24 protein-coding genes are annotated in these 26,395 nt (G+C 49.9%); 3 read left to right on the forward strand and 21 right to left on the reverse strand.

The annotated features are described in order from the left end of the window. Positions 1–146: 146 nt before the first annotated feature. The 7 genes from E1757_RS11015 to E1757_RS11045 form a co-directional block, all read right to left on the reverse strand. Entirely contained in the window at positions 147–1,490 is a 1,344-nt protein-coding gene (locus E1757_RS11015; RefSeq protein WP_133227738.1) for an ABC transporter substrate-binding protein, read from the reverse strand. 101 nt (positions 1,491–1,591) lie between these two features. Continuing rightward, positions 1,592–3,367: a sensor histidine kinase gene (locus E1757_RS11020; RefSeq protein WP_133227740.1), complete on the reverse strand. Its 1,776-nt coding sequence runs from the start codon at positions 3,365–3,367 to the stop codon at positions 1,592–1,594. A 34-nt stretch (positions 3,368–3,401) separates the two neighbouring features. Beyond that, a complete protein-coding gene (locus E1757_RS11025; RefSeq protein WP_133227742.1) occupies positions 3,402–4,946 on the reverse strand; it encodes a response regulator transcription factor in 1,545 nt (514 codons plus the stop codon). 254 nt (positions 4,947–5,200) lie between these two features. Next, entirely contained in the window at positions 5,201–6,568 is a 1,368-nt protein-coding gene (locus E1757_RS11030; RefSeq protein WP_133227744.1) for an MBL fold metallo-hydrolase, read from the reverse strand. Beyond that, positions 6,568–8,244, reverse strand: a complete 1,677-nt coding sequence (locus E1757_RS11035) for an ABC transporter permease (protein WP_133227746.1) — start codon at positions 8,242–8,244, stop codon at positions 6,568–6,570. The genes E1757_RS11030 and E1757_RS11035 overlap by 1 nt, the downstream gene beginning before the upstream one ends. A gap of 8 nt (positions 8,245–8,252) precedes the next feature. After that, positions 8,253–9,353 carry an ABC transporter substrate-binding protein gene (locus E1757_RS11040; RefSeq protein WP_133227748.1) on the reverse strand — a complete coding sequence of 367 codons (1,101 nt, stop codon included), beginning with the start codon at positions 9,351–9,353 and terminating at the stop codon, positions 8,253–8,255. Between the two features lie 21 nt (positions 9,354–9,374). Then, positions 9,375–10,337, reverse strand: a complete 963-nt coding sequence (locus E1757_RS11045; protein ID WP_133227750.1) for an ABC transporter ATP-binding protein — start codon at positions 10,335–10,337, stop codon at positions 9,375–9,377. Between the two features lie 177 nt (positions 10,338–10,514). On the opposite strand from E1757_RS11045, the gene E1757_RS11050 reads away from it, so the two are divergent. Together E1757_RS11050 and E1757_RS11055 are read left to right on the forward strand one after the other, a co-directional pair. After that, on the forward strand, positions 10,515–11,405 hold the full coding sequence (locus tag E1757_RS11050; protein WP_133227752.1) for a LysR substrate-binding domain-containing protein: 891 nt from the start codon (positions 10,515–10,517) through the stop codon (positions 11,403–11,405). Positions 11,406–11,519: 114 nt separating this feature from the next. Next, the gene (locus E1757_RS11055; protein WP_246079140.1) at positions 11,520–12,386 is read left to right on the forward strand and encodes a hypothetical protein; all 867 of its coding nucleotides are present in this window, start codon (positions 11,520–11,522) and stop codon (positions 12,384–12,386) included. Between the two features lie 238 nt (positions 12,387–12,624). Here E1757_RS11055 and E1757_RS11060 read toward each other — a convergent pair whose 3' ends face one another. From E1757_RS11060 to E1757_RS11085, 6 genes are all read right to left on the reverse strand, one after another. Continuing rightward, positions 12,625–13,161, reverse strand: a complete 537-nt coding sequence (locus E1757_RS11060; RefSeq protein ID WP_133227756.1) for an RDD family protein — start codon at positions 13,159–13,161, stop codon at positions 12,625–12,627. Between the two features lie 14 nt (positions 13,162–13,175). Beyond that, the gene (locus tag E1757_RS11065; RefSeq protein WP_133227758.1) at positions 13,176–13,928 is read right to left on the reverse strand and encodes a FadR/GntR family transcriptional regulator; all 753 of its coding nucleotides are present in this window, start codon (positions 13,926–13,928) and stop codon (positions 13,176–13,178) included. 9 nt (positions 13,929–13,937) lie between these two features. Beyond that, entirely contained in the window at positions 13,938–14,897 is a 960-nt protein-coding gene (locus tag E1757_RS11070) for a hydroxyacid dehydrogenase (RefSeq protein WP_133227760.1), read from the reverse strand. Further along, a complete protein-coding gene (locus tag E1757_RS11075) occupies positions 14,894–15,964 on the reverse strand; it encodes an Ldh family oxidoreductase (RefSeq protein WP_246079141.1) in 1,071 nt (356 codons plus the stop codon). Before E1757_RS11075 ends, E1757_RS11070 begins: the two co-directional genes overlap by 4 nt. A 122-nt stretch (positions 15,965–16,086) precedes the next feature. Further along, positions 16,087–17,241: a UxaA family hydrolase gene (locus E1757_RS11080; protein ID WP_133227762.1), complete on the reverse strand. Its 1,155-nt coding sequence runs from the start codon at positions 17,239–17,241 to the stop codon at positions 16,087–16,089. Positions 17,242–17,243: 2 nt separating this feature from the next. Next, positions 17,244–17,522, reverse strand: a complete 279-nt coding sequence (locus tag E1757_RS11085; RefSeq protein ID WP_133227764.1) for a UxaA family hydrolase — start codon at positions 17,520–17,522, stop codon at positions 17,244–17,246. A gap of 224 nt (positions 17,523–17,746) precedes the next feature. On the opposite strand from E1757_RS11085, the gene E1757_RS11090 reads away from it, so the two are divergent. Further along, complete coding sequence (locus tag E1757_RS11090; protein ID WP_133227766.1) at positions 17,747–18,022, forward strand: hypothetical protein; 276 nt, start codon at positions 17,747–17,749, stop codon at positions 18,020–18,022. 35 nt (positions 18,023–18,057) lie between these two features. Here E1757_RS11090 and E1757_RS11095 read toward each other — a convergent pair whose 3' ends face one another. From E1757_RS11095 to E1757_RS11130, 8 genes are all read right to left on the reverse strand, one after another. After that, positions 18,058–19,065 (reverse strand): YeiH family protein, encoded by a 1,008-nt coding sequence (locus E1757_RS11095; protein WP_133227768.1) that lies wholly within the window; start codon positions 19,063–19,065, stop codon positions 18,058–18,060. An 80-nt stretch (positions 19,066–19,145) separates the two neighbouring features. Then, positions 19,146–19,943 carry a hydroxypyruvate isomerase family protein gene (locus E1757_RS11100; RefSeq protein WP_133227770.1) on the reverse strand — a complete coding sequence of 266 codons (798 nt, stop codon included), beginning with the start codon at positions 19,941–19,943 and terminating at the stop codon, positions 19,146–19,148. Between the two features lie 29 nt (positions 19,944–19,972). Beyond that, positions 19,973–21,538, reverse strand: coding sequence for an extracellular solute-binding protein (locus E1757_RS11105; protein WP_133227772.1), 1,566 nt, complete (start codon positions 21,536–21,538; stop codon positions 19,973–19,975). Positions 21,539–21,583: 45 nt separating this feature from the next. Beyond that, positions 21,584–22,477: a carbohydrate ABC transporter permease gene (locus E1757_RS11110; protein ID WP_133227774.1), complete on the reverse strand. Its 894-nt coding sequence runs from the start codon at positions 22,475–22,477 to the stop codon at positions 21,584–21,586. Between the two features lie 26 nt (positions 22,478–22,503). Then, positions 22,504–23,463: an ABC transporter permease gene (locus tag E1757_RS11115; protein ID WP_133227776.1), complete on the reverse strand. Its 960-nt coding sequence runs from the start codon at positions 23,461–23,463 to the stop codon at positions 22,504–22,506. A gap of 134 nt (positions 23,464–23,597) precedes the next feature. Then, positions 23,598–24,338, reverse strand: a complete 741-nt coding sequence (locus E1757_RS11120) for a GntR family transcriptional regulator (protein ID WP_165972070.1) — start codon at positions 24,336–24,338, stop codon at positions 23,598–23,600. Positions 24,339–24,449: 111 nt separating this feature from the next. Further along, positions 24,450–25,328 carry a sugar phosphate isomerase/epimerase family protein gene (locus E1757_RS11125; RefSeq protein ID WP_133227780.1) on the reverse strand — a complete coding sequence of 293 codons (879 nt, stop codon included), beginning with the start codon at positions 25,326–25,328 and terminating at the stop codon, positions 24,450–24,452. A 23-nt stretch (positions 25,329–25,351) separates the two neighbouring features. Then, complete coding sequence (locus E1757_RS11130) at positions 25,352–26,368, reverse strand: Gfo/Idh/MocA family protein (RefSeq protein WP_165972071.1); 1,017 nt, start codon at positions 26,366–26,368, stop codon at positions 25,352–25,354. Between the last annotated feature and the right edge of the window lie 27 nt (positions 26,369–26,395).

The raw sequence follows: 26,395 nt of genomic DNA on the forward strand, positions 1-26,395 counted from the left end.
AGGGAGCTTGCGCCTGAAACCAAGCTCCCTTGTTCTTTGTTGATTAGAAGTCCGGTGAATAACTGCCCGCTTCATGATTTTTTCACCGGACTTGTTGGAAATAATGCGCAGCAAATTTCTGTGAATAATTGGGGGGTTTTGTTCGATTACTGCACCTTCAAATCAGGCTGTTTGTTCTTCAAATCATCTTCCATCTTCTTCACCAGCTGTACGGCATCGATATTCCCGTCCTTCGACGCGTTGATCGTTTTCATCGCCACGTTGATGGAGTCGTCGATATCCTGGTCGTATTTGCTTGGCAAGCGCACCGATTTAATTTTCGGGAAGACGTCCTGCGCGATCGCCTTCTGCACGTCCTGGCCGGCGAAATGTTCTTCTTTCTTGGAATAGAAATCCGGCTTGGAATAAATCGGTTTGAACGGCGAGAAGTTGCCTTTATAGTCGCGGGCGACCTCGGAGCCTTTTTCGGACAAGAACAGGAATTTGATCAATTCGGCGGCGCCGACTTTATTTTTCGCTTTTTGTGGAACCGCTTGCACCGTTCCGCCTAGAGGGAAAGGTCCGCCCGGAGGAATCATAAAACCCCAGCGTCCGATGCCGTTTTTATCGTTCGCTTTGATCGTAAATTCGACCGACCAGTTCGCGCACGGATAAAAAATATGAGTCTCATCCGTATAAGAAGCGTTGGCCGCAGGCGAGTTGGTGTCCAGCACATCCACAATGCCCGCTTTTTTCATTTGAATAAGCTTATCCATCAGCGGTGTCGCGCCTTCCTTCAAATTCAGCGTGTTGCCTTGAATAAACGGCGTGCTCGTTTGGCCTTTCAGGAAAGCATACGCGTCGCCCAAGCTTGCGAACATAAACACCTTGCCGTTCGATTTTTCTTTCACTTCGATGCCTTTTTTGATGAATGTATCCCAATCCGTAAATATTTTTTCCAATTCCGCTCGGTCATCCGTACCGAAATATTGTTTCGTCAGCGCCCGTTTATAAGCCATTCCCGCTACGGAAGGAGCTTCGGGACCTACATAGACGCCGCTTTCCGTCGTTTCAAGGGGAATCAAATAATCAAGCACCTGGGATTTATCGAGATTGTAAGGCGCCTTGCTCAGATCTTCCCAAATATTCAGCGACAGCAGTTTGCCTCTATAGGTTTGCTCCAGCCAGGCAATATCAGGCAAATCGGCTCCCGATGCGAGAGCGGTTTGCAATTTTTGCGCCATATCCTTGCTTTCGACTGCCGTCATTACGATGTTGTACTGCGGATACAGTTTGGTGAATTCCTCATACATTTTGGCGCGGGAATCGGTTTTATCCCATAACCAAATGTTGATATCCGTCTTTTTGCCGGTGCTGCTCGCCGTTTCCTGCTTGCCGTCCGCACCCGCGCTTGGGGCTGCGCCTTGCTGCGCGCCTCCGCTGCATCCGGCCAACCCCAACATTGCCGTCAGCAGCATAATTGGCATCGCTTTCAGTAATCTTTTCCGCATAAGCCATCCTCCTCATTGATATATGTGTGTGTCTCTTTTACTTACACGGATAACTATATCAGGCGTCGTTTTCGGTTCATACATGTCAAAATTATTAAAAATTATACAATTTTATGATCTGCGTCATCCGGCAGGCTGTCAGGAATGGAGAATCTTATGCGTGTGCCGTTGTTCTCAACGCTCTCGATATGTAAAATCGCAGCCTCATCAAACATCAGCTTTAACCGGTTATTCACATTCAGCATACCGATATGATCCAAGTCTTCCTGCAAAAACGGCGAGTTCATTAGGGAGCGAAGCTTCTCCAGCTTGCCGGCTGCCATTCCTACACCGTTGTCTTCCACGGATACGGTAAGCAGATTGTCGGCCGACGTGACGCCGATCCGAATCCATCCTGGCCGCTGCGACGGAAGGATGCCGTGATAAATGCTGTTTTCCACCAGCGGATATAAAATCATGCGGGGAATTTTCTTCTCCCGGCAGTCCGCGTCGACATGCCATTCCAGTTCCATCCGCCCGTTGTACCTGTACTGCAAAATTTTCGCATAGTCCTCGATATAGATCATTTCTTCGCTAATAGACGATAGCATTTCCGGCTTATTTTTGATCGTACGCTGCAAAAACGAAATAAACGCCTTGGTCAATGTAGCGATATCCGGCGCATTTGCCTTGCGCGCCAAATAGATGACCGAATTTAACGTGTTGTAAATAAAGTGGGGATTGATCTGATACATGAACATCTGCAGCTCCAGCTCTCGCTTTTTCTTCTCCATGAGCACCGACTCGTCCACCAGATCTTTAATGTCCCTAACCATTTTATTAAACACTTTAGCCACTTCTTCAATTTCGTCGCCGCTTGTTACGATGAGGTTTGTAGTCAACTCCCCCTTGGATACTTGCCTCATTCCCCGGATCAGCTTCATCAGAGGCTTCGTCACGTTGGAAACGACAGGGTAGATGAAGACGGACATCATAAGCAGGCAAATGACCATAATGGACAGCAGTACGTAGTTGGTATATTTCATGTTGGCGTTTATTTTATTTTCCGACAAGATTCCCATGACCTTCCATTCGGACAAAGGGATCGATTCGATGAAATAATATTGTCCGTCCCTCAAAACCGACTTTTCCGGAAACAGCATAGAAACAAGCGCTTCATCGGGACTTACTCTGAACGGCTGGTCGGGGGCGTAAACAATACGTTCGTTTTTATCCATCGTTTGAATACGGATGCCAAGCACCGGGTCGGTGAGCATAGGCTTGACCAGCACATCGTAATTCATATGGATCAACAGCTTGCCCAAGTAAACGTTGGGCGTCTGTTTGTCGTAAATATTCATCACATACGTAATAACCATAATCCGGGATAACGTATTCACATTATTGGTGACGATATGTTTTTTGGAAAAGCCGTTATACATCGGGCTTGCGCGAAAGTCGTCATACCAATCTTCGCTGATCGAGCTGGAATACACATCGTTCATTTCCAATACTTTATTGTTATTGTCCACGATGATCATATCGACAATGATGTTGTCCCTCAGCAGGCTGTATTCCTTCAGCATCGTTTCCAACTGCAAATTGTTGACGTAATAATCATAGCCTTCGATCGTCGACATTTTTTTGAGCAGCAATTGCAATTGATCGTTGACCACGATCCCTCTGGCGTAATTGACGGCATCTTCGATCTGATATGATATCTGCTGCGCGATTTTGGCGACGATCGCTTGGTTGTCCCTCACAATTTGCTTGCTCAAAATCGGATTGACGTATAAATAAATCGAAAATCCGCTTAAACCGACGGACAGCAAAATGGAAATAAACGCTACGGCGGTAATTTTCGTCTTAATCCGCATCGACTTTAATAAAACGGGCATCCAATCAGGTCTCCTCAAGTTGATCCTTCTGCTTTTACAGGTCGCCCGGATTGTGGCCGGTCACCTTTTTAAATGTTTTGCAAAAATATTGCACCGTTTGGTAGCCTACCATCGCGCTAACCTCGTATACTTTGTACCGGCCCGTTTCCAACAGCTCTTTCGCTTTCTCCATCCGGTATTTGGTGAGATAGGTAACGAATGAAACGCCGACCTCTTTTTTAAACAGCTGACTCGTGTAGATCAGACTGAATCCGAGCCGGTCCGCGAGCTCGTTTAATGAAATATCCTTCTGGTAATTGTCGTGAATAAATTGAAGCAGCTCCCTTATTTTTTTACTGTATTTGGAGTTGGTTTCTGCTTCCAAAAGGTTCAGGATGTGCTTGAACCAGCCGGCAATTTGATATACATTGGCCAACTGCTGAATCTCCGTCAAAGCCTCGAACGTCTCAATCATCGGGGTGCCTTGCCTGGCTAGCCCTTTCTGGTTAATCGAACGAATCAGCTCCAATATGCAGCTTCGCAGAACGGCCGTATCCTGCAGCTCAATAAGAAGACGCGTAAACAGCTCATCCAGCTCGCCATGGACCTGCGCATATTGTTCGGAAGCTACATAATTGTGAATTTCCGTTAATTTCAATTCGACGGCGGCCTGCAGCGCCTCCTTGTTGGACGGCTCCTGCGCATGGGTCAGGATACAATTTCCTTTTTTAAAAATACGTTTCGAAAACAGCTCTCTTGTTTTTTTCAGGCTGTTCCGGAGCTCGCGGTAATGTCCGAACACCGGTCCCACGGCTATGGACAGCGGCGTATCCGGAAATGCCCCGGAAACGGCAGCCTGCAGCTGGTTGGCAAATGCAGCGCCGAATTCAAATAAGGACCGTTCACTGCTGCGCTCGGGAATCCGGTAAAAAATAATGTATTCGTTATTGTTCAGATCAACCGCTTCCGCTTCGATGTCTTGAAACGAACGGGTATATAAAAAATCGACGAATTCCTTCTTGTCGATTCCTTTATTGAGAAAGGACTGTGGCTCCTGATCGGACGGCAAAGGCTCAAAACCCAATACAAGAACACCCGTTCTTCCTTGCCAACGGAAAAGATGATCTGTGCCGGCCGGTTCGACATCGCCGCTCTGCGACTCGATCCGCTTTAGAAACATGCGCAGCTGCTCTTTTCTGGCCAAGTCCCCGACGCTTTCTTCCTCCTCCATTTGATGCTTCAGTTTGTTCAGCTCCTGTATCAGCATGGAGCCGTCCAGCTCATGCTTCAACACATAGGAATGGATCCCCAGCTTGATCGCTTCACGGGCAAAATCAAAATCGCCGTAGGCGGTGAGCAAAATAATTTTTTTGCTTTTGCGCACCTGCATGATGCTGCTGATCATTTCCAGACCGCCCATCACCGGCATTTTGATGTCCGTAATAATAATGTCGGGATTGTGGTCATGGAAAAACCGCAAGCCCTCCCCTCCGTTTCTTGCTTCGGCGATGATATTGAAACCGTTCTCTTTCCAATCGATCAAATGCTTGATATCGTCTCTTACAATGTCCTCATCCTCAACGATCATTACCTTCAACATGTACCGTCACCCCCGTACTATTCAATGTTAAACATGGCTGAAGGATAACAATAATTTAAACCGCAATATAATGCAGATATTACCAACTACGATTTGCCGCTACAATAGACAATACTTGTCATCCTATAGGATTTATAGGACAAAAAAATGAAAAACCCGCGCCGAGCGCGGGTTTGCCATTCACGAAAAAGTATGGCTTGATCTGCAAGAAGAAACATAGGGTCGTTAACAGGCGCATATGCATCAATTTTCGTTTAACGTACGACCAGCGTATCTCCAATCGTCAGCGAATGCAGATGCGCATAGCCTTCCTCCATCAGCTCGGTGCGAAGGACATCCGCAGACGGCTTGCGCGCGTGGACAAGCATCGCCTCCTTGGCCGGCAGCGCATCCAGCATCGCGCTGACATCAGGCTTGCCCTGGTGTACCTTGTAGCGGACAAAGCTGACGCGAGGCGCGTCTGTGCCGTGACCCGCCTGCTCCGCGAGCAGGCGCTGCCCGAGGCTGCCCCGGGCCAGATGTCCGGTCAAGATGACGCGGCAGTTTCCACGCTGGCGCAGCTGATCGTAATACCATCGGCAGCGGGCCGACTGCATCATGCCGTCAGGCGTCAAGACGATGGCCGCTGTCGATGTATCGTTCAGCTCCCGTTCCCGCCCGGCATCGTCTTCCACAACGGCCATGTTCGTATACCGCAGCCCGCGGGCGATACGCCCTGCGGCATCCTCCCGCAGCCATTGCTTCCAATCCAGCATGTCGCCCATCGCATCGACGAGATCCTTCTCCACGATGATGCGGGTGCCGGAGAATGTCCCTTGCGCCCACAGCAGCAGCTCCTGCCCTCTTCCGAATACCGGTACAGGCAGCAGCACCGTCTCGCCGCGCTCCAAAGCTTCGCCGACAGCCTGCTTCAGCTGCTCCAGCTTTTGCGCCTGGGAATCGGGATCGGCCGCATAAGCCGCATCGATTATCGCCAAATCGACGACAGTCGCGCCCGGAACGTATGCCGCTTGGACATCCGCCTGCGCACTGCCCTCGCCTGAAGGCAGCTTCAGCCGCTCCTCCGCAGCGGGCAGCGCAGGACGATCGGCGGCGAGCAGCGCCGATTCCGCCGTATAATCGCCGGAGAAGAAAACAATGCGATCCTCGAGCTTCAGCAGCAGCCAGACCGAGCCGGGCAGATGGCCGCTGCGGCCCCAGCATACGCTCAGCCTTGGCGAGATAGCAAGCCACTCTCCGGGAGCAACCGCTTCTTCCAGATAAGCATATTGAATCGCTTCGATATGACACGCTTCATACGGCAGCCGGGCTCCACGGGACTCTACATATTGCTGCCACGCGCGGAAATAGACGGGCAGCTGCCGGGCCGTAGCCCGCGTCGTCCATACGGGACCGCGGTAGCCTAATTTATACAGCAGCGGCAGCGCCATGGAATGATCCTCATGGGCATGAGACAAAAACACCGCGTCCAACGAGGCCACGGTTTGCCCGCATAAGGAAGGATACGCTCCGGAGCCTTCCTTCTTCACCCCGCAATCGAGCAGCACGCGGGTTTGACGATGTTCGATCAGGTAGCTGGAGCGCCCGTGCTCTCCTGCTCCTCCCCACACGGTTGCTTGCATTATTTCACACTCCACTTTTGGTTCGCGCTCAAGATGTTGATGCCGAGCAGCAGCAGCGTGGTCAGCCCGACGGATACGACGGCCATCGCCATACCGAGAGACACCTTGCCCTGCTCGAACTGCGAGAAAATATAGGTCGCCGACGTTTCCATCGACGGCGGTAAAATCATCAGCGATGCGACCAGCTCGCGAACCGAGATGGTGAATGTCATCATCCATCCGGCCAGCATTCCCGGAATGATCAGCGGCACCAAAATGCGCCGGAAAATATAGGCCGGGTTCCCTCCGAATACGCGCCCCGCCTGAAACAGCGATTCGTCCAGCTGAGCGAAATTCGCTTTGACATACTGAACCGTGTACGGCAAAAAGAAGACGATATACGTCAGAACCACCATGCCGTAAGTATTGTACAGCGGAACGGGGTTCCACGGTGCGTTCCACAGCAAAATCAAGCCTACGACGATGACGATCCCCGGCACCGTATTCGGCAGCAGGCTGAACAAGTCCGTTATGCGCTGCGGCCATGATTTGGCGCGCCCGATCATTAGGGCGAAGTAGGTGCCGAGAATGACCGATATCGTCGCCGCCGCCAGCGACAAGCTCAAGCTGTTCATAAGCGCCTGCATGCTTTTCGAGCCCCAGGCAAGCAGCTCCGCGTAATGCTGCAGCGTCAAATTGCCCCATGCAAGGCCTGCGCCGCGCAGCTTCATCATCGATGCGGCGATGATCGAGAAATACGGCACGCCGATGGACAGCAGAAGCAAGCCGATCACATACAGCCAGGCCAGCATGCGCGTCCAGCCGGTCAGCCGGTACAGCTTGCCGCGCGAGCCTTTGCCGCCGACCAGTGAATAAGAGAACCGCTGGCTGACGACCGACTGGATGTACCAGACAAGCAAGCAGGTGCTGAGCAGAATCGAAGCGAGAGCCGTTGCCTTGCCGAAATCGATCGGCCAGCTCGAAATGTACTTGTGTATTTCCGAAGTGAGCACATAGAATCCGATTTTACGCCCGAAGGTAGCCGGAGTGCCGAATTCGGCAATCGTTTTGACGAAGATCAGCAGCGCCCCCATCGCATAGCTGGACAGCAGCAGCGGCAGCACGATGCGGCGGAAGCTGTAGAGAAACCGGCCGCCGTGTACGCTCGCCGCTTCTTCCTTGCTGCCGCCGATCTGCACCATCGCATTGCGGAGAATCAAATACAGAAACGGGAATAAATGAAAGCTCATGATCGCGATCATCCCGAATGAGCTGAAAAATACCGGCGTCACCGCCGCTGCGGCAGGCAGCAGCTGCTCCAGATAGCCGTTCGTCTGCATGAACAAAATCCAGCCCATCGACCCGATATAAGGCGGCGTCATGAACGGGATTAACAGAACGATATCGAGCCAACTATGCTTCTTCAGTTCCGTACGGGACAAAATCCACGCCAGCGGCAAAGCCAGCACGGTCGCCCCGGCAACGACCCACAGCCCGAGCCAGATTGAATTCCAGAATACTTCGCCCAGCTCATTCTCCATAATCGTACGCAGAGGCGCAAGGAAATCCAGCTTGTCTCCCGAATGCACGCTGGTCATTAATATGAAAAAAAGCGGGACGACTACGAGCATCGCCAAGAGCAGCAAGGCTAGCGTCATCCCCAATTGTTTATACGAAACCGTCTTTGTCCAGTACATGTCCGCCTCTACTTAAACAGCTGGGTAAATTTCTTCGTTACTGCGTCGCCGTTAGTGTCCATCCAGGACCAGTCTACTTTCATTTGCGGAATTTGATCGGCGCCCGGACGATCCTTGGCTGCGACGTCTTTGCGGCCTGGCAGCAAATAGGTTTCGGCAACCATTTTTTGCGCTTCGTCCGACAGCAAATAATCGATGTACGCTTTGGCGTTATCCACATTTTTGCTCGATTTGACAATGGCGGCCGGACGGGGGCTGATCACGGTACCGCTGGCGGGATAGATCATATCGATCGGCTCGCCCTTGGACTTGGCTTGGTAAGTCATGTAGTCGACCCCGGCGGCGACGATGCTCTTGGAGCCGGTAATGACCGGATCCAGCGCTTCCTGGTTGGCGCCGGCCATCGCTACGCCGTTTTTCTTGTATTGCTCCAGCAGCTCCCATCCCGAATCGCCCCTGGTGCTGAGATAGCCGGTAACGAAATCGAGCGCGGAGCCGGATAAGGCAGGATCGGGAATATTGACTTTGCCCTTCCACTCGTCTTTCGTCAGATCGGCCCACTCCTTGGGCGGATTTTTCACCAGCTTGGTATTGTAGCCGATCCCGAGCGCGGATGCGCTGTAACCGAAGAAGTTGCCGTCTTTATCGGACCATTCCGGGATCAACTTGTCCGCGTTTTTCGCATCCTTATATTCGAGCGTAAGCCCGCTCTTTTTGAGTCCTTGTGCGGATGGCAGCGAAGCGAGTACGACGACGTCCACCACCGGATTAGCCTTCTCCGCTTCCATACGGGACAAAATTTTCCCGGTCGTGCCTTGGAACATCTCGATTTTCACACCGGTTTTGGCTTCATAGCCTTTTTGGATGCTTTCCGCCAGCTCCTTCGGACCCGCGCTGTAGACGACCAGCTTCCCGCTCAGCTTCTTCTCGTCTTTTTGCTCATCGGGCTTGGCATCCTTGGCAGGCTGTGCGGACACTTGCTCCGCCTTTGGCGCCGCTCCGTTCGTTGTCGATGCTTGCGGCGAAGTTCCGCAGCCTGCGATACCGAAGCCTACCATTGCCGTTAGCATCAGCAGCGCCCCGTTTTTCAATCCTGTAGTCATGTTCATTGTAATAAACCTCCCCTTCAATTATAAAATACGATGAATATGTTGCGCAGCCACATACAAGTCCGCTTGTTCTCCGATCGGCATTCTCATCTGAGAATATGCCGTCCAGCTTCCCAAGCCGCCCATGTCCAGCTGCACCTCGTAGCGGTCGCCCAAATAGCTGACGCTGCGAATTGTGCCCGTATACCGTTCGTCCCCTGCCGCCTGCTGCCAGCTGATGTGCTCCGGCCGCACCATGCTCCGGTCCTTCTCCAGCCAGTTCGACTTGCCGATAAACTGGGCGACAAACGGATGCACCGGTGCGCCGTAAATATGCTCCGGCTGTCCGACCTGCAAAATCCGGCCTTCCTTCATGACGACAATCTCGTCGGACATCGACATCGCTTCGGTCTGATCATGCGTGACATACAATGCGGTCAAGCCGATATCCCGTACCAGACTGATCAGCTCGAGGCGCATTTCGTCCCGCAGCATCGCGTCGAGCGCGCTTAGCGGCTCGTCGAACAGAACCAGCTGCGGCTTTGTCACGACCGCCCGGGCAAAAGCGACCCGCTGCTGCTGTCCCCCTGACAGCTGGTGAGGATACCGGCTCTCCATCCCGCCCAGTCTGACCGTATCAACCGCTTCCTGCACTTGACGCTTCAGGTCCTTGGTCTTTCCTGATGCCCGCAAGCCGAAAGCGATATTCTCGAATACCGTCATATGAGGCCACAGCGCAAAGTCCTGAAAGACCATCCCGAAGCTGCGGCGATGCGCCGGCTTGTCAATGCTGCGGGCGCTTGAAAATATGCGCTCGTCTCCGACGGAGATTTCGCCGCGGTCGGGTGTCTCGAGCCCGGCAATCATCCGCAGCAGCGTCGTCTTACCGCAGCCCGAGGGGCCCAGAAGCGTAGTGAAGCGGCCTTGACGAATGCGCAGATCCGTCGGGTGCAGCGCCTTCACTTGATCGAACGACTTTTGCAAACCTTGAATTACGACATCCATGAACTTCCCTTCCTATCTGCCAATCTACACTCAGTGTACAGTCCCAAATGCAGGGAAATATTATCGCCACGTAAAGATTTTGTTAAACATATCAATGGTATCTATTCAATTCCATAGATTTTTTCTATACTGATTCCGTCAAGGTTGTGCGAGAGAAGGAACAGGAGGTTCTACGCCATGAATTTATTAAAGCTGCAAATCGTTGTGCTGCTGGAAAAATACAAGAAAATTACGGCGGTCGCCGATGAGCTCGGGTTGAAGCAGCCGACAGTGACGTTCCATATGAAAAGCCTGGAGCAGGAGCTGGGCGTTCAATTGTTCGAAACCCGCTCGGGGAAAGTGCATTTGACGGAGGCGGGCAAGTCGCTGTTTCATTATTCGGTGAAAATCAATTCACTCGCCCAGGAAGCCGAAAGAGTGGTGAAGGAGTTCGACCAGCTCGGCAGAGGCTCCCTGAAAATCGGGGCAAGCTATGTACCGGGGACTTACATTTTGCCGCGTATTTTAAGCGGGTTCGCCAAGAGCTACCCTAGAATAAGCTTATCGCTGATGGTCAGGACCGCGCCGGTCGTCAAGGAGCTGCTCCTCAACCATGAGATCGATCTGGGGATCGTATCCTGCGAGCCGTTCCAGCTGCCGCCGCTGCTGGCCGAGACGTTGTGCGAGGACGAGCTGGTGCTTATTATGTCCCCGCAGCACTGGCTGGCCGGACATTCGCAGCTGTACCCCGATCAGCTCGAGCAGGTTCCGTTCCTTCTGCACAGTCCCGAGTCCAGCACGCGCCAGTTGACCTCCAAGTGGGCGCAGAGCAATCGGATCGAGCTCAATGCCCATATGGAGCTCGATTCGCTGGAGGCGATCAAGCAGACGGTAATGCTGGGCGAAGGCGTATCCTTCGTATCCCGTATTGCCGTTCGCAAAGAATTGGAAAACGGAGAACTGCTGATCCGGCAAATTCCGCAAAATGCGTACAATCGCTATGTCTTCTTCGCCTATAATCTGGATCGCCGTCAATCGGCCGTTATGGATGAATTTATCGCCCATTTGCGTCTGGCGGTGTCGGGGTAAACGGCCGCATCCCCGGGCTTCATTTACAATAACAACACGCCGCGTTGACATCAGGATTACAATCGCTCTCTATAGTCTATTTTGTAAGTCCATCCAACTTATGAAGGAGATGTTATGATGAGTAAACGAAGTCCATGGATCGGAGCAGTGGCCTCCACTCTATGCTTGGCGCTGCTGGCGGTCACCTTGAGCGCGCCCGTACCGGCCAAGGCGGCAAGCAATATGGTTCCTGATTACGAGGTGAAGCTGCTGCTTGATTCCGCCGTGGTGCTGGGCTCCGACAACAAGCTGAACGGCACCGTCCGCGATGCGTTCGGCATGCCGGAAACCGTCACCAAAATGAACGTGCAGTTTATGGACACGGACAACAAAGACATCTACGACAACGGCTGGGTCGCCCGTATCCGTAAAACGGAGGGCGAAAAAGATTTTGAGCTGACTTACAAAAAGCGCTATCCTATCACGAACGGGAATATCGACGCCGCACTGACCAAAGCCAACCAGGAAGGCTTCGATTCCAGCGATACCAACTATGAGGCGCAGGTCGAGTGGGGTTACCAAAACCAGACGCTCAGCTTGTCCCGGGTGAAAAGCGACAGCAAAGCCGGCTACAGCGGCATGGATCTCCCGTCCGCAAGCGATTCCCGCAAGCTGCTCGTCAATAACGTTCCGGTCAAAATGGATAAATGGCTGTACAGCGGCTGGGGGACGGATATGCTGAATAATTCGCGTATATACGGTCCGGTCTTAGCAAAACGATATATCGGAACATGGAGCGGTATCAAAACCTACATAGAAATTTGGCCGATACAAAATGCCGCCGGGACCGGCATCGAGTATGTCGTCGAGGCCTCCTTCAAGACGACCAGCCGCACAACCGCGCAGCAAAAGCATGACGAGTTGATCGTTTACCTGCAAAGCAAAGGATGGTTCCTGCCCCAGGATTCACTCAAAACCCAGCTTATTATGGACCGTTATTAATCCTTAAATGCGAAAAAAAGCGCCTTCCCTTGTTTCCGTACAAGCCTCGAAGCTTGTTGCGGGAATACGGGGAACGGCGCTTTTATGCACTGTTGATATTGATGAATGATTTACTGCCCGGAACGTGAGAGTCCCAAAATCATCAGCTGCCATACCATGGCGAAGTCACGGCCGATAGATATGGATGTCCATTCATAGGAATGGGAACTCCTTCCAAGAAAAGGGCCCGATTGAATTTTTAATTTTTGTAACTTACAGCGGTTCCGGCAATAAAGTCATATACGGTTTGTTTATTTTTGCTGATCAAGGCGCATAGCAAGTAAACGAAAACAAGTCCATAGACCGTCGCGAATAAGCTATAGATCATATATTCGGGATACCCGGACGGAATGACCGTATGCCAAATGGTGAAATGGGCCAGCTCCCAAGGGATGAATTTAAGAGCGGAGCGGAAAAGAGAACGCCCCAGCCCGAGCGATTGTCCGTGTATGCCAACCACTACTATCCCCATTTTTCGTTTTCCCCATGTCGCATGCGATTTTGATCCCTCGCATATGGCAAAATAAAGATAAACAGGCAGCGTGATTAGAAAAAAACCGGTGATCTCCGCCGACCATGCATTTGTTGTGAACAATGGAATCAGGAGCGGTTTTGCAAGAAAAGATAGTCCGATCAGCAGGATGATGTAACAGGATATGATAACATAATCCAACAAAAAAGAAATGATTCGGGTACCAAACGATGCGAATTTAAGATTTCCATGACCATGCACCATTCTTCCCTCCTATTTTATTCCACGGAATCCTCTTCTTTTGTGGCATGATTCAGCTCAACTAATAAATCGGTTTCTACACTGGCCAGATGCTCGATCATGCAGGATCGGGCCGAATCCATGTTGTTTTCCTTTAACATTCGGGCAATCATCATATGTTCTTTCAACGATTGCTCCACCCTTCCGGGAATTTTCATGGACTGCATGCGACTTAGCTTGAGCAGATCAATCAGATTCATCATGATTCTCACGACTACTTCATTGCCTGCTGCCTCTGCAATCATAATGTGGAACCTTTGATCGGATTCGGACAAAAATGTCTCCCGTTCTTCCTGCGTCGCAAATTGCGGATTCACGATAACCTTATTGTAACTATCCGAAGTCATTTGATAAATTTCTTCCAGAAACTCGGCAGTTCCGCATATGGCGGCTTTAGCCGCGCTTTCGGCTTCAATCATCTTGCGCACCTCAAACAGCTCATGGATCGAGTCGCTCTGCATGAAGAGAATCGAAGCCAAATTATCAAGCCGCATGCTCTGAGCCGCAACATAAACGCCGCTGCCTTGCTTAATATCGAGCAGCCCGACCGCTGACAATATTTTGAACGCCTCGCGGATCGTCGGACGGCTGACATCCATCTTTTCCGCCAATTCACGTTCGGCCGGAAGCTTATCCCCCGGTTTAAGCTGACCCGAGACAATAAGCTCCTTGATATGCTCCACAACTTTGCGTGAGAACGTCTTTCGCTCTTCGTTGATCGATTTAAACATGCCGGCTCCCTACCTTTTAACGTTTACTCTGCATAAGGATATCCGTCCCTCAAGCTCGTTGGCCACCTCAGCGGAAACCAATTCGGCCGTACGGATTTGAGATTCCTCCGTGAGTCCTGCGATATGCGGGGTAATGATGCAATTTTCTCTTTGCAGCAGCGGATGACCGGCTGGCGGCGGCTCTTGATCCAGCACATCCAGCACGGCTCCTGCAATGATGCCGCTTTTCAGAGCCAGTTCCAAATCGGTTTCGTTCACAACCCCGCCGCGTGCGCTGTTGATGACAATAGACGTTTTTTTCATTTTTCTAAATATGTCGATATTCATTAAATTCCGTGTTTGGGGCGTTAGCGGCACGTGCAGACTTATAAAATCAGACTCCGCAATAACTTGCTCATAGCCGACCAGCTCAATACCGGTTTCCATTACCGGGAAATCGTAAGGAGCGACAAAAGGATCGTATCCGACGACCTTCAAACCCAAGCTTTTTGCCCGCACTGCCACCCGATGGCCGATTTCACCTACACCGATAAGACCTAATGTTTTACCGGATATTTCAGTTCCCGAAAATTTTTTTCGGTTCCAGTCGCCCGATCTTACAGACTCGGTTGCCTCTATCAGCAATCGACTGAATGCAAATATGCCGGAAATCACATATTCGGCGACTGACGTCGCATTCGCATTTTTCCCGAAAATAACCTGGATATTTTTCTCAGCGGCAGCCTGAAGATCGATATTATCCAATCCGACTCCAAGACGGCCGATGACCTTCAAACGATGATTCCAGCCAAGCAATTCAGCGTCAACCATCGTCTGATTTCGAACGATGACGGCATCGGCGGATACTAACTCCTCCCGCAGACGATCCCGATTTTTCCAGAGGTCCGGATCGTATACGACTTCCCAGCCTTTCGATTGCAAAAGCTCGATCCCGTTCGGCCAATTCAATTCCGTCACGACGATTTTCATACTGATGGTTCCCCTTTCGGAAAGACGACTTTCAAGTCTTCGCCCAGTTGTGTCAGTTCATTGACCACTTCCTGTGAAATATGTATTCCGGCAACCGATCTTGCCGCATATTTCGCGTGGCGCCGTTCTCCAGGATAATGAATTTCATCTACCCCGGCTGCTTTCGGAACGTCCTTTACCTCTCGAAGAAACTCTTCCATTATATCAAAATAATGTTCGACTGCCATCCACCTGGATATGTCGAGTAAAATAAAGCTGTGTCCTACATTAGCCGCAGAATCCCCATCCTTGTACAGGTTATTGACATGCGGGCCATATGCTGCGCCGCTCAATACCCCGCACATAATTTCGATCGCCATGGCAAGGGCATATCCTTTCGCTCCTCCAAGCGGAAGAACGGCGCCGCGCAATGCCGCAGCCGGATCCGCAGTCTCTTTGCCGCTCTCGTCCATAGCCCAGCCCAAGGGTATCGCTTCGCCGGTTTTATCCGCCATAATAATTTTCCCCCGCGCCACCACACTGGAAGACATATCGATGATAACGGGAGGCTCATTCCGCAGAGGAAACCCGAATGCGATCGGATTCGTTCCAAAAAAAGCTTTCTTCCCTCCCCAAGGAGGGATACCCGGCGGTGAATTGGTCATGGCGATCACAGCTATGTTATCCATGCAAGCTTGTTGACAAAAGTAGGCGGCAGTGCCGAAATGATTGCTGTTTCGAATGAATACCCCTGCGATGCCGCCTTCTTGCACCATAACAATAGCCCGCTTAATGGCTCGGTAGGATACGATCTGACCTAACCCGTTGTCTCCGTCAACCTTCAAAATAGAGCCGAACGATTCGCAGACAATAGCAGGGTTTGCCGAAATCCGTCCCTCTTGAATCCGTTTCGCATAAATGGAAAGCCTGCTCATGCCATGGCTTTCATTCCCTTCCAAATCCGCTCTGACCAGCGAATCCGCAGCAATGGCCGCGTCATCCGCGGGCAGGCCAAGCTGAATAAACACTTGTTTGCAGAAATCAGTCAATTCGGAAGCCCGATAAAGCAGACGGCAAGTCCCAGACACATCATCACCTCACCCAAAATGTAGAGTTGGATGCCCGTCACAGGCATCCAACCAAGCAAGGATAAACGGCTTCGCCGTCCTTAGGGAACGGGCGCGTTTATCAAGGTTAACAACAAACCCGTTTATGCGCTTCTGAAAAGCTTGGTCATGACGAATTCCTTGTGTCCAAGAGCTTCTGCAGCCGTATAGCGCCCGTTCACGACACGGTACAAGTAATCCATTAATTGATCCCCGGCTTCAGTCAAGTTCATTTCACGGGATAGAAGCCCGCTACAGTCCACATCGATATGCTCGCTCATGGAACTTACAGTCTTCGGATTTGCGGTAATCTTTATCACCGGCTCGATGGGGTTTCCAATGATGTTTCCTTGACCTGTAGGGAAGAAATGGACAACGGCGCCTCCCGCAGCCATCAGAGTAATACATTCTGCCGCAGCGGAAGAGGTATCCATGAAATAAAGCCCCGGACCGCTGGACGGCATCTCGGCCGGTTCAAGAACGCCTATAACCTGCTTCGTGCCTGTCTTCTCAATATTGCCGAGCGCCTTCTCTTCGATCGTCGACAGCCCGCCCGCAATGTTGCCTTGAGTTGGCTGTGAGCCCAGCAAATCTACGCCCGACGCTTTAATTTCTGCAATATAATCATCGTAAATCGCCATGAACTTCTGTCTCAGCTCCGGCGTTGCGCAGCGATCGGCAATCAGATGCTCGCCGCCCGTCAACTCCGACGTTTCCCCGAAGAAAACGGTCGCACCGGCGTCAATGAGACGATCTACTGCTTGCGCAACTGTCGGACAAGAACCGAGCCCTGTAGTGGTGTCCGACTCCCCGCACTTGATACTGACCGTCAAATCCTTCAATTCGATAGGCTCGCGCTGTAATTCTGAAGCCCATTGTACGAATTCCTTCGCTTTCCAGGATGCTTGCCGAACGATATCCAAATCGCCAATCCCTTCAATAGAGAACGCGGCAACCGGCTTGCCGGTTTCGGCTATGCCGTCAGCGATAATCTTGGTCCAGTTCGGTTCTATGCCAATTACGACTACAGCGGCAACATTGGGATTGCTCCCGGTGCCAATCATCGTGCGAAAATGCAGATCAAGGTCTTTGCCATACTGCAGCCGGCCATATGCATGCGGAATTGCCATTGTACCCTGAATATGATTAGCTACCGCTTCGCAGGCAGCATTCGAAATATCGTCTACCGGAAGGATAATTACATGATTGCGAATGCCTACTTTACCATTTTCACGTCTAAATCCGTAAAGTTGTTTCATGTCTACCACCTCAATGTTCGAATATTGTGAGTATGTACATAGTCTCCAAACCTAAACCCTTCAGGCGCATAACCGATCGGCAGCCCGTATTCCAACACATGGCTGTTCCTTGGGATATCAGCTACCGAGATTTTATGCCCTAACGGGATTGCGCCGTTCGCCGTTACCTCGATGGCAGATTCATCGTCCATGTAGACGCCAATCACCTTTTCTCCGGCCTCAATATCTGCTGTTGCTACTCCGACATGATCGCCTCGCTTGTGAATAAGAAATTTGTGCACAACATTAGCCTCCTTTTAATCTTTAAGAGTCTTTCATATAAATCAGTAAATGATAAGTGGTATTACCAATCACCGAAAGTATACGCCAACTTGTTCCCGTTGACAATGCTTGTTTTATGCATTCTTCTCCACATTCCCAAAATAGTTATTGTAAACCACTTAATATTCCGATATAATTACTATGAATTAAAATGATATTCAAAATCGGGTAGGAGTGATTCAAAATGCATGCAAAATGCCCGCACTGTTTAGCCAGTCAATCGTCGAGCCCTTATACTTGTGAAAATTGCGGCATCGAATTGGTCGAAAATGGCGCTCTTGTCGATGCTTTAACTTATTGGAATGCAAATAAAGCTTCCGACAACGCTTCATATCATTTGATTCCGCTTGGTTTGACTGCTATAGCCGGAGCCGCAGCTGCATGGCTGAACACCAGCTTGATTGCAATTGCGGGAGCTGTCGCTGCAGCTGTATTCTTTTTCGCCAGATCCTATAAATAATACTATTCCAAAACCGATTTTTTTATGGCTCCATGCTACAGCTGTCCGGATGCCCACAGAAGGATTACGCTAGTCAGTATGACAGCTATCCAAACGATAAAGCCTAGTACGATTGGGCGAAAGCCCGTTTTGATCATTTTACGAAAATCTGCGCTCAAGCCTATTGCTGTTAATGCCATAACAATCATAAATTTGGCGATCATCCCCGCATAATGAATCGTTCCTTCTCCAAATAATCCTAACGTATTGAACAAGGAAGCAGCGAGAAACCAAACAATGAACCAAGGGAATATCGGTGTTATGCTGTAATGAACATTTTGCTGCCCATGTTCTTCACGTTTAGCCTTCATCCCGACAAGGGCCGATAAAAGAAACGTTACAGGTATAATCATGGTTGTCCGCGCCAGCTTTACTACCGTTGCATAATCCCCTGCAGCTTGGCTGTATATATATCCGGCTGTCACTACAGATGAAGTATCGTTAATCGCCGTTCCCGCCAACAAACCGAACGCCTTGTCGGATAATCCGAGCCAATGTCCCAATAGCGGAAATAAAATGACTGCGGCAACATTGAAAAGGAAGATGGTAGAAACGGAATAGGCTACTTCGACCTCATTGGCCTTGATAACCGGGGATACGGCAGCAATGGCGGAGCCTCCGCAAATACCTGTTCCAACCCCTATCAACACGTTCAACCGATCCGGTATGCTTAATAATTTACCGAAGCCGTACGAGGCTGCTATCGCTGCCAATAAAGTTACCGCCATGATGTAAAACGATTCCACACCCGTATTCCAAACCTGCGAAAGGCTTAAGCTGAAGCCGAGGCCTATAACCGCCCACTGCAATACTTTTTTGGAGCTGAATAAAATGCCCTTATACGTGTATTTGGGTTTCCCTGTTATATTGTTAATTAAAAAACCTGATAAGAGGCCAAATACGGCTCCGCCAATAAGCGGAAATATCGATCCTGCCCAAGCAGCGACAAGAGAGATCATAAGTACGAAGACGATTCCGGGGACCGTATTTCTAATCCATGTCATAAAAATCCTCCAAAGCGGTATCATCGCCTTACTTTCTTTGAAATGGGCCTGCGCGCAGCTCAGGCCTCATTTCTTATCCGTCATTTCGCAAAGCAGGCAGGGTAACCTTGCTTAATACGTTCCAGCGCCTTCTCATAATGGCCGGAAGGCTTGTATTCCAAGCCTATAAAACCGTCGTAGGTCGTATTTCCAATAGCTTCCAGAACGGCGGGAAAATTCACTTCTCCTCCCAGAGGCTCGAACCTTCCGGGAACCTTGGCCAAATGATAGTAACCGATCAAACGCTCGTTATGTTGAATCGTTTCGATGAGGTTGCCTTCCATAATCTGCATATGGTAAACATCATACAAAATTTTAATATGATCGCTGCCTGTTTCTTCAATAATACGGAACGCTTCGGAGGAACTGTCGCAGTATATCCCCTTATGATCCGTTTTACTGTTTAACGGTTCGATGACAACCGTTACCCCCGCTTTTTCCACGATAGGCGCGATATATTTCAACGATTCAACCGCTTCCCGCCTATGTCGTTCGACGCTCCACCCCGGAATCAGGTTGCCCGATACCATTATTAACGTCTTGCAGGAAACCGCCTTCGCATAATCGACCGCCTTTTCCACATCCCTTGCAAGCCGTTCCCTATCCTCCGGCCATATAAGGACAGGACGATCGCCCCCGACTGCGAACCCGGTTGTTCCGCCCAAGCTGCTTACATGCAGCGGAAATTCCGCTTTCAAGTCGACAACCTCGGCCAAATCGTGAAGCCTCCATACAAATTCGCAGCCGTGAAAGCCGAATCGATGCGCTGCCAACCAACGATCCCGGAAGGCGACGTCTTTCTCGTAGTTCATTTCCAAATGAGAAGCGAATCTCAACATGATCGGCACCTCTTCTTTCTGTAATTTAATTATTTGAAGACACCTGCATATTTTTTGTTCAGCTCATCCGTAATTTCCTGCCCGCCGGATTTTTTCCAAAGCTCGACGAACTTGTCAAACCCGGTGTTCAAATCAATTTCTCCGGTTATAAATTTGATATAATGTTCCTGTTCGATTTTGGAAATGTCAGGATATTTTTTAATAGCCGGCGTAGCTAAATTCAACGATTCTCTCGTTTTCACGCCGTTGCCCAGATCTTTGATGAATTTCATCCTGTCTTCAGGAAAATCATATTTATCCATGTTCAGCGACTTGTTGCCGAATAAACCGTAGAAGGTGCCTGCGCCGATTTTATATTTGGCGTTTTCGTTCGCATATTCCGATTTCATGATCGGCTTACCGCCCACCATCTGATAGTGCTCGCCTTCCAGGCCGTATACTGCCGTCAAGTAGGTCTGATCGTCGGTCGCCAAAGCTTCGAGCATTTCGTAGATGCGTTGTTTCTTCTCCGGATCCTTATTCACCTGGGCGCCCATCGCCACAAATGCGTTTTTGGCACCGTAGGAATAGGCGCGTCCCGGTCCGTTAGGCCCGGTTAACGGCTTGCCGATCACAATTTTGTTGTTTTGATTTTTGGCGTAGAAAGGAGCGCCGATGATGCCTACATCAGGCTCGAATTGGTACGACATCCAGTCGCGGACTCCCACTTTTCCGTTGACGAAGTCATTGTGATAATCGTTTGTTTTCTTCGTGACGAATTCCGGATCGATAAGGCCTTCTTTATACCATTTATTCAATACTTTAAACGCTTCTCTTGCGCCGTCCGTCGTCAGGCCGTAAACGATTTTGCCGGTCTTGTCGTCAATCATCCAGTCGGTTCTGACCTGGAACGCACTGAACACCGTATTGAACGAAGTGGCGCCTGTTCCTTGAGCGGAATAGCCGTATGTATCCTTTTTGCCGTTACCGTCGGGATCGTTGTTGCGGAACTTGCGCAGCACGTCTTCAAACTGCTCCAAAGTCTCGGGAGCTTTGTCGTAGCCGATTTTTTTCAGCCAGTCCCCGTTGTAGCCGGTTAAAAAGGGCAGGCTTCCAAGCGGCCAAATAATAGGTATGCCATAGCTTTTGCCGTCGACAAGCGCGTAGGTCCACGATGTCGGATCGGCCTGATCGATCGTTTTGGAGTAATTCGGCATATTTTTTTTAATTTCAGCCTCGGGGAGCTCGGCCAGTACCCCTTGTTTGACCAGTTCGTTCATCCGCTCCGGCGAGCTGTCCAAATAAATCACGTCCGCGATTTCGCCGGTGGAAAACTTAAGGTTCATCTGCTGGTCATATTGCGCGCGTTCAATCCGGATATTTTTAAATTTGACGTTGAATTGCTTCTCCAGCTTTTGCTGTACCGGCGTGCTATCATTTTCAGGCGGATTAAAGCTTAGCCATACAAGCTCCATTGTCTTTTTGCTTTTACCGTCCGTCGTATTGCCGTCAGCCGCGCCTCCATCCGCCCCTTTAGAGCATCCTGCCAACAATCCTGCAACCAAAAGACTTGCCGTCAGCGAACTCGTTACCGTTTTCCACTTGCTTCCCCGCATGTTGATTCCCCCCGTTTTTTCATGGTTTATTGCTTGGGCTTGCACTCAACCTTTTAACGAACCGACAAGAATTCCTTTTACAAAATACTTTTGCAGGAACGGATACAAAATGATGATAGGAAGCGTTGCCACCATCAGAGTCGATGCCTTGACGGTTTCCGGAATAACGTCCATTGCCCCTACAGCCTGATCCATCAAAATTTGCACCTCTTCCGAACGATTCTCCACGATGAGCCGCCGCAAATAAGTTTGCAGCAGCATTTTGGACGTGTCCTGGATATAAAGCAGCCCGTCAAACCAGGCATTCCAGTGATTCACCGCCGACCATAAACCAACTGTCGCCAAAATCGGCTTCGATAAAGGAATAATGATCGTATATAAAATCTTGATGTCGCTTGCGCCGTCGATTTTCGCAGAATCTTCGAGCTCGCTTGGAATGCTCATAAAAAAGTTGCGCATGATCAACATGGAAAAGGTGCTGATCAGATAGGGCGCAGCCAGAACGTACACCCAGCGGGAATCCAACAGCCCGAGTCCTTTAATCAACAAGTAGGTCGGAATCAGCCCCCCTTGAAAAAACATCGTAAACACGATAAACATTGTCCAAAACGTACGGTGCGGCAAATACTTCTTGGATAAGGCATAGGCCGTCATTGCCATAAAGATCAGCGATAAAAACGTACCTGCAACCGTCCGGAAAACCGTATTCCCGAACCCTATCCAGATTTGACCGGAAGAGAACGTCTTGGAATAAGCTTCCGTAGAGAATTCCAATGGAAACAAGTGAAAACCGGGTCTGATCGCCTCCGTCGGAGTGCTGAAGGATACGGACAACAGGTGAATAAAAGGGTAAAGCATGGCTGCACTCATCAAAAATATAAACAAAACAGCAAACACCTGGAAAAGCTTCTCGCCGACTGTCATATGACTCAAGTCCATTCACCTCTCATTTGAGCGCCTGCCGCCTAAAATAACCCTTCTTCTCCGGCCTTTTTGACGCAATAATTAGCCGTCAGGATCATGATGAAGCCGACAACATTTTTAAATAAGCCGACGGCGGTTGTAAAGCTGTACTGCATCTGGTTGATCCCAACCCTGTAAACGTAGGTATCCAGAATATCAGCCACTCCGTAAACGGCCGGATTGTATAGATTTAACACTTGGTCAAACCCCGCATCCATCAAATTACCGATCCGCAATATAAAGAGGATGGCGATAACCGGCATGATAGAGGGGATTGTGATATGCCAGATTTGTTTCCAGCGGCTGGCTCCATCCACCACAGCGGCTTCATAAAGATGGGGATCGATGCCGGCCAAAGCGGCCAAATAGATGATCGTCCCCCACCCGACTTCTTTCCAAATACCGGACATAACGAGAGTAAACCGGAAGTAGCCCGGGTCTCCCAAAAAAAAGACGGGATCGAAGCCCAGCAATTCGATGATGTAGTTAATAACCCCGGTATTCGGCGAAAGGAATGTCGTCAACAATCCGGCTAATACAACCCACGACAAAAAGTGCGGCAAATAAGAAATCGACTGCGTAATTTTTTTGAACAGATTCCATCTTAATTCGTTAAATATCAATGCCAAAATAATAGGTGCGGGAAATCCAAATACGATGTGATAAAAGCTAATGATCAATGTGTTTTTCATGATTTGAAAAAAACTGTCCGAGATTGAAAACATCCGCTCGAAATGCATCAACCCGACCCAAGGGCTGCCCATGATGCCGTTAAAAATTTTATACTCCTTGAACGCAAGCTGAATCCCGTATAACGGACCGTAATGAAAAATGACATACCAGAGAAGTCCGGGCAGCAAAAGCAGAAATAAGCTTCTATGCCGCTTATATTCCTTCCATATGGAGCCCGTTTTCAATGCAGTCCCTGCCTCCATCTGTTTGACTGAGGCCGCTGTTTTCATTCCAAATCACCACCGCATGATTATTTGATAGCGTTTTCAATCTCCATAATATCATATCATCATTATCTTTATAGGCGCATGACTCCGATTGGGTCAATAAGCGGCTCGCGAGCCGCCAAGTGCCGGATACCATGCTATCTCTTTAGTTGAACCCTGTAGAAATACCGATCGGAACGATAAACGGTCGTGGTAAATTCGATGGCATGGCCGAGCGTGGAATAAGTCAATCGTTCCATCCTCAGCATAGGGTCTCTTTCGTGAATGCCGAGCAAAGCCGCATCCTGCTTCGTCGCATTTTTGGCGGTAATAATTTCATCCGCATCCTTTAAGTAAATTTTATTCTTTTCCAAGACCGAATAAAAGGCTATCGTCTCCAAGTCGCTGTCGTTGAAATATTTGGCGATTTCTTTCGGCCAATAGCTGCTTTCGATCGCGATAGGCTCGTTGTTGGCCAGCCGGATCCTTTTAATGTACAAGACCTGGTCTTCTTTCCCACCGAGCAGCCTTTCCGCAACCGCAGGCGGCGGGGCGATCTCTTTTTTCTCCAAAAGCTTCGCCCCGGGCTTAAGCCCTTTCGAAATCATTTCTTCTGCGAAGCCTGTTAACCGGCCAAGCCTTTCTTCCATTTTGGGAGCGCAAACGATAGTTCCTACTCCCTGTTTTTTTTGCAATTTACCCTCGTTGACCAGAGCTGTAATACCTTCGCGGACAGTTGTCCGGCTTACGTCGTATTTTTGGATCAGCTCCGTTTCAGTCGGAATGAGCTGACCTGCCTGCCACTCGCCGCTTTTGATTTTGTCATCGAATATTTGCTTCAGTTGATAGTAAAGCGGGATTGGCAATGTCGGATCAAGTCTTGGTTCGCGGTCAATCATATTTTGCCTCCATGTAGCGTTGAATTTGAGTTTGACTTTGAACATATAATATCATCATTATCTTTGCCCGGTCAACGTTATCCAACCCGTTTTACTTCAAATGCAAGTTATCTATACGAATAATTCCAAATGCTGTTTGGCAAGCAATAATCCTTTCCCGACTTTAGCGTCAGTCCCTGACCAAACCGGATCTTCGTGCTCAATGGATAAGATCCCGTCGTATCCGATATCGTGAAGCGCGGTCACAAATTTGTTCCAGTCGACATCCCCTTGACCCGGTATGCGGTGTCTCCACCATTTGCAGGTCATCATCCCTTCGACACGCTGAACCTGCGGCAGCAGCTCGGTGTCTTTCGCTTGCGAAAGCACGATTTTATCTTTAAAGTCATGCACGGCCTGCACAATATCAATCCCTTGCCATATCAAGTGGGAAGGATCGATATTAAGACCAAGGGCGGGAGACGGCACTCTATCGAAAATTTCCCGCCATAGCGCTGGCGATATGGCGATATTATAAACGGGAGGCCAAAATTCATACATCGGACAATTTTCAAAGGCCAGCTTGACGTTAAGCCGTTCCGCATATTCGGCAATATCCGTAAACACCGGAGCTATCAAAGGAATATTATCCTCCACGGACAGCGCCGGATCTCTTCCCGTAAAAGTCGATACGACTTTAACCCCGATATTGGCCGCAGCCTTCAGCAGCAGCTTCACCGTATCTGCCGCACGTCTGCGTTCCTCCGGATCGGATGACAGATACGGCAGCGCACCGAACATGATCCCGGTTATGGGGATTTCATATTTTTGCTGCAGCTCGATCATCGGACCGCAGCCGGAGCCGTTCGCCAGCTTCGTCCAATCGAGATATTTGTATCTGGGGCCTCCGTGCAGCTCAATACCGTGAAAACCGTTCTCTTTGGCCCATTTGAACGTCTGCGGCAGATCCCAATCCATATAACACGATTGATAAAATCCAATTTTCATCATCGACAAGCTCCGTTTCGTTCATTTTACAAGCAGACGATTTTTCCCGTCTCGATAGATTCAAGCACCGCATGCGACAGCTTTAACATGTCCCGTCCCTGCGTAAAGCCGACCGGTGCAGGTCTGCCTTCCTCCACGGCAGCTGCAAAGCGTTGGAATTGTACCTTGAACAAATCCGGCTGCGGCAGCTCAACCGTTTCCTTGTTTTCTCCATCGTACAATTCGATCTGCAGCGTCTTATTGCCGAAATTATTGAAATGTCCCTCAGCTCCGCCTTTGGGCCCGATAATACGGTCGGCTCGGCCGTGCAGCTTGAATTTTTTCGCCAGCCCCCAGGAAACCGTCATGGTACCGATATCTCCCGATTCGTATTCCACTGTAATTACGGCCGTATCAATGGCTAATTGATCGAAATGCGCGATCTCCGGCCGCTCATGCGCCATTATTCCACCTCTCGCATATACCATTTTCGGCTTGGATTGAAATACCGTTTGCCACATCATAAACGCATGGCAGCATGCATCGACGACGGGTCCCTGATTGCCGTTGCGGTCGTGCATCGCCAATTTCGGCCGCACTTCCTGCAGCAGGTCGCAGTTCATCACCAAAGGACGGCCGAACCGATCCTCCTGCACCCACTGCTTTACCTGTTCAACGCCATTGGAATAGTTTCGCTGAAATCCAACACCGAACTGGACGCCCGCTTTCTCGACTGCCGCTTGCATGTCCATAGCAGCCTGCGCGGATGAGGCCAGCGGTTTTTCGCAAAACACATGCTTTCCCTGCTGTGCCGCATAAATCGTTACCGGAGCATGGAAGACAAGCGGCAGGCAGATGGAAACGATCTCGATCTGCGGATCATTAATCGCTTCCTTGTAGTCTTTAACGAAGTTGGGTACGTTGAATTCATGCGCCAGCGCGATCGATCTTTCTTCATCGACATCGCAAAGCGTTACAACGTGATGACCGGCGGCAATCCAGCTTCGTACATGGTTTCTTCCCATGTCGCCCGCACCGATAACAGCTATTTTAAATCGTTTCATCTTCCTCAGCCTCATTTCGTTATTTGT

It is taken from the genome of Paenibacillus piri, from assembly GCF_004354045.1.
In the GTDB taxonomy this organism is placed as follows: domain Bacteria; phylum Bacillota; class Bacilli; order Paenibacillales; family NBRC-103111; genus Paenibacillus_S; species Paenibacillus_S piri.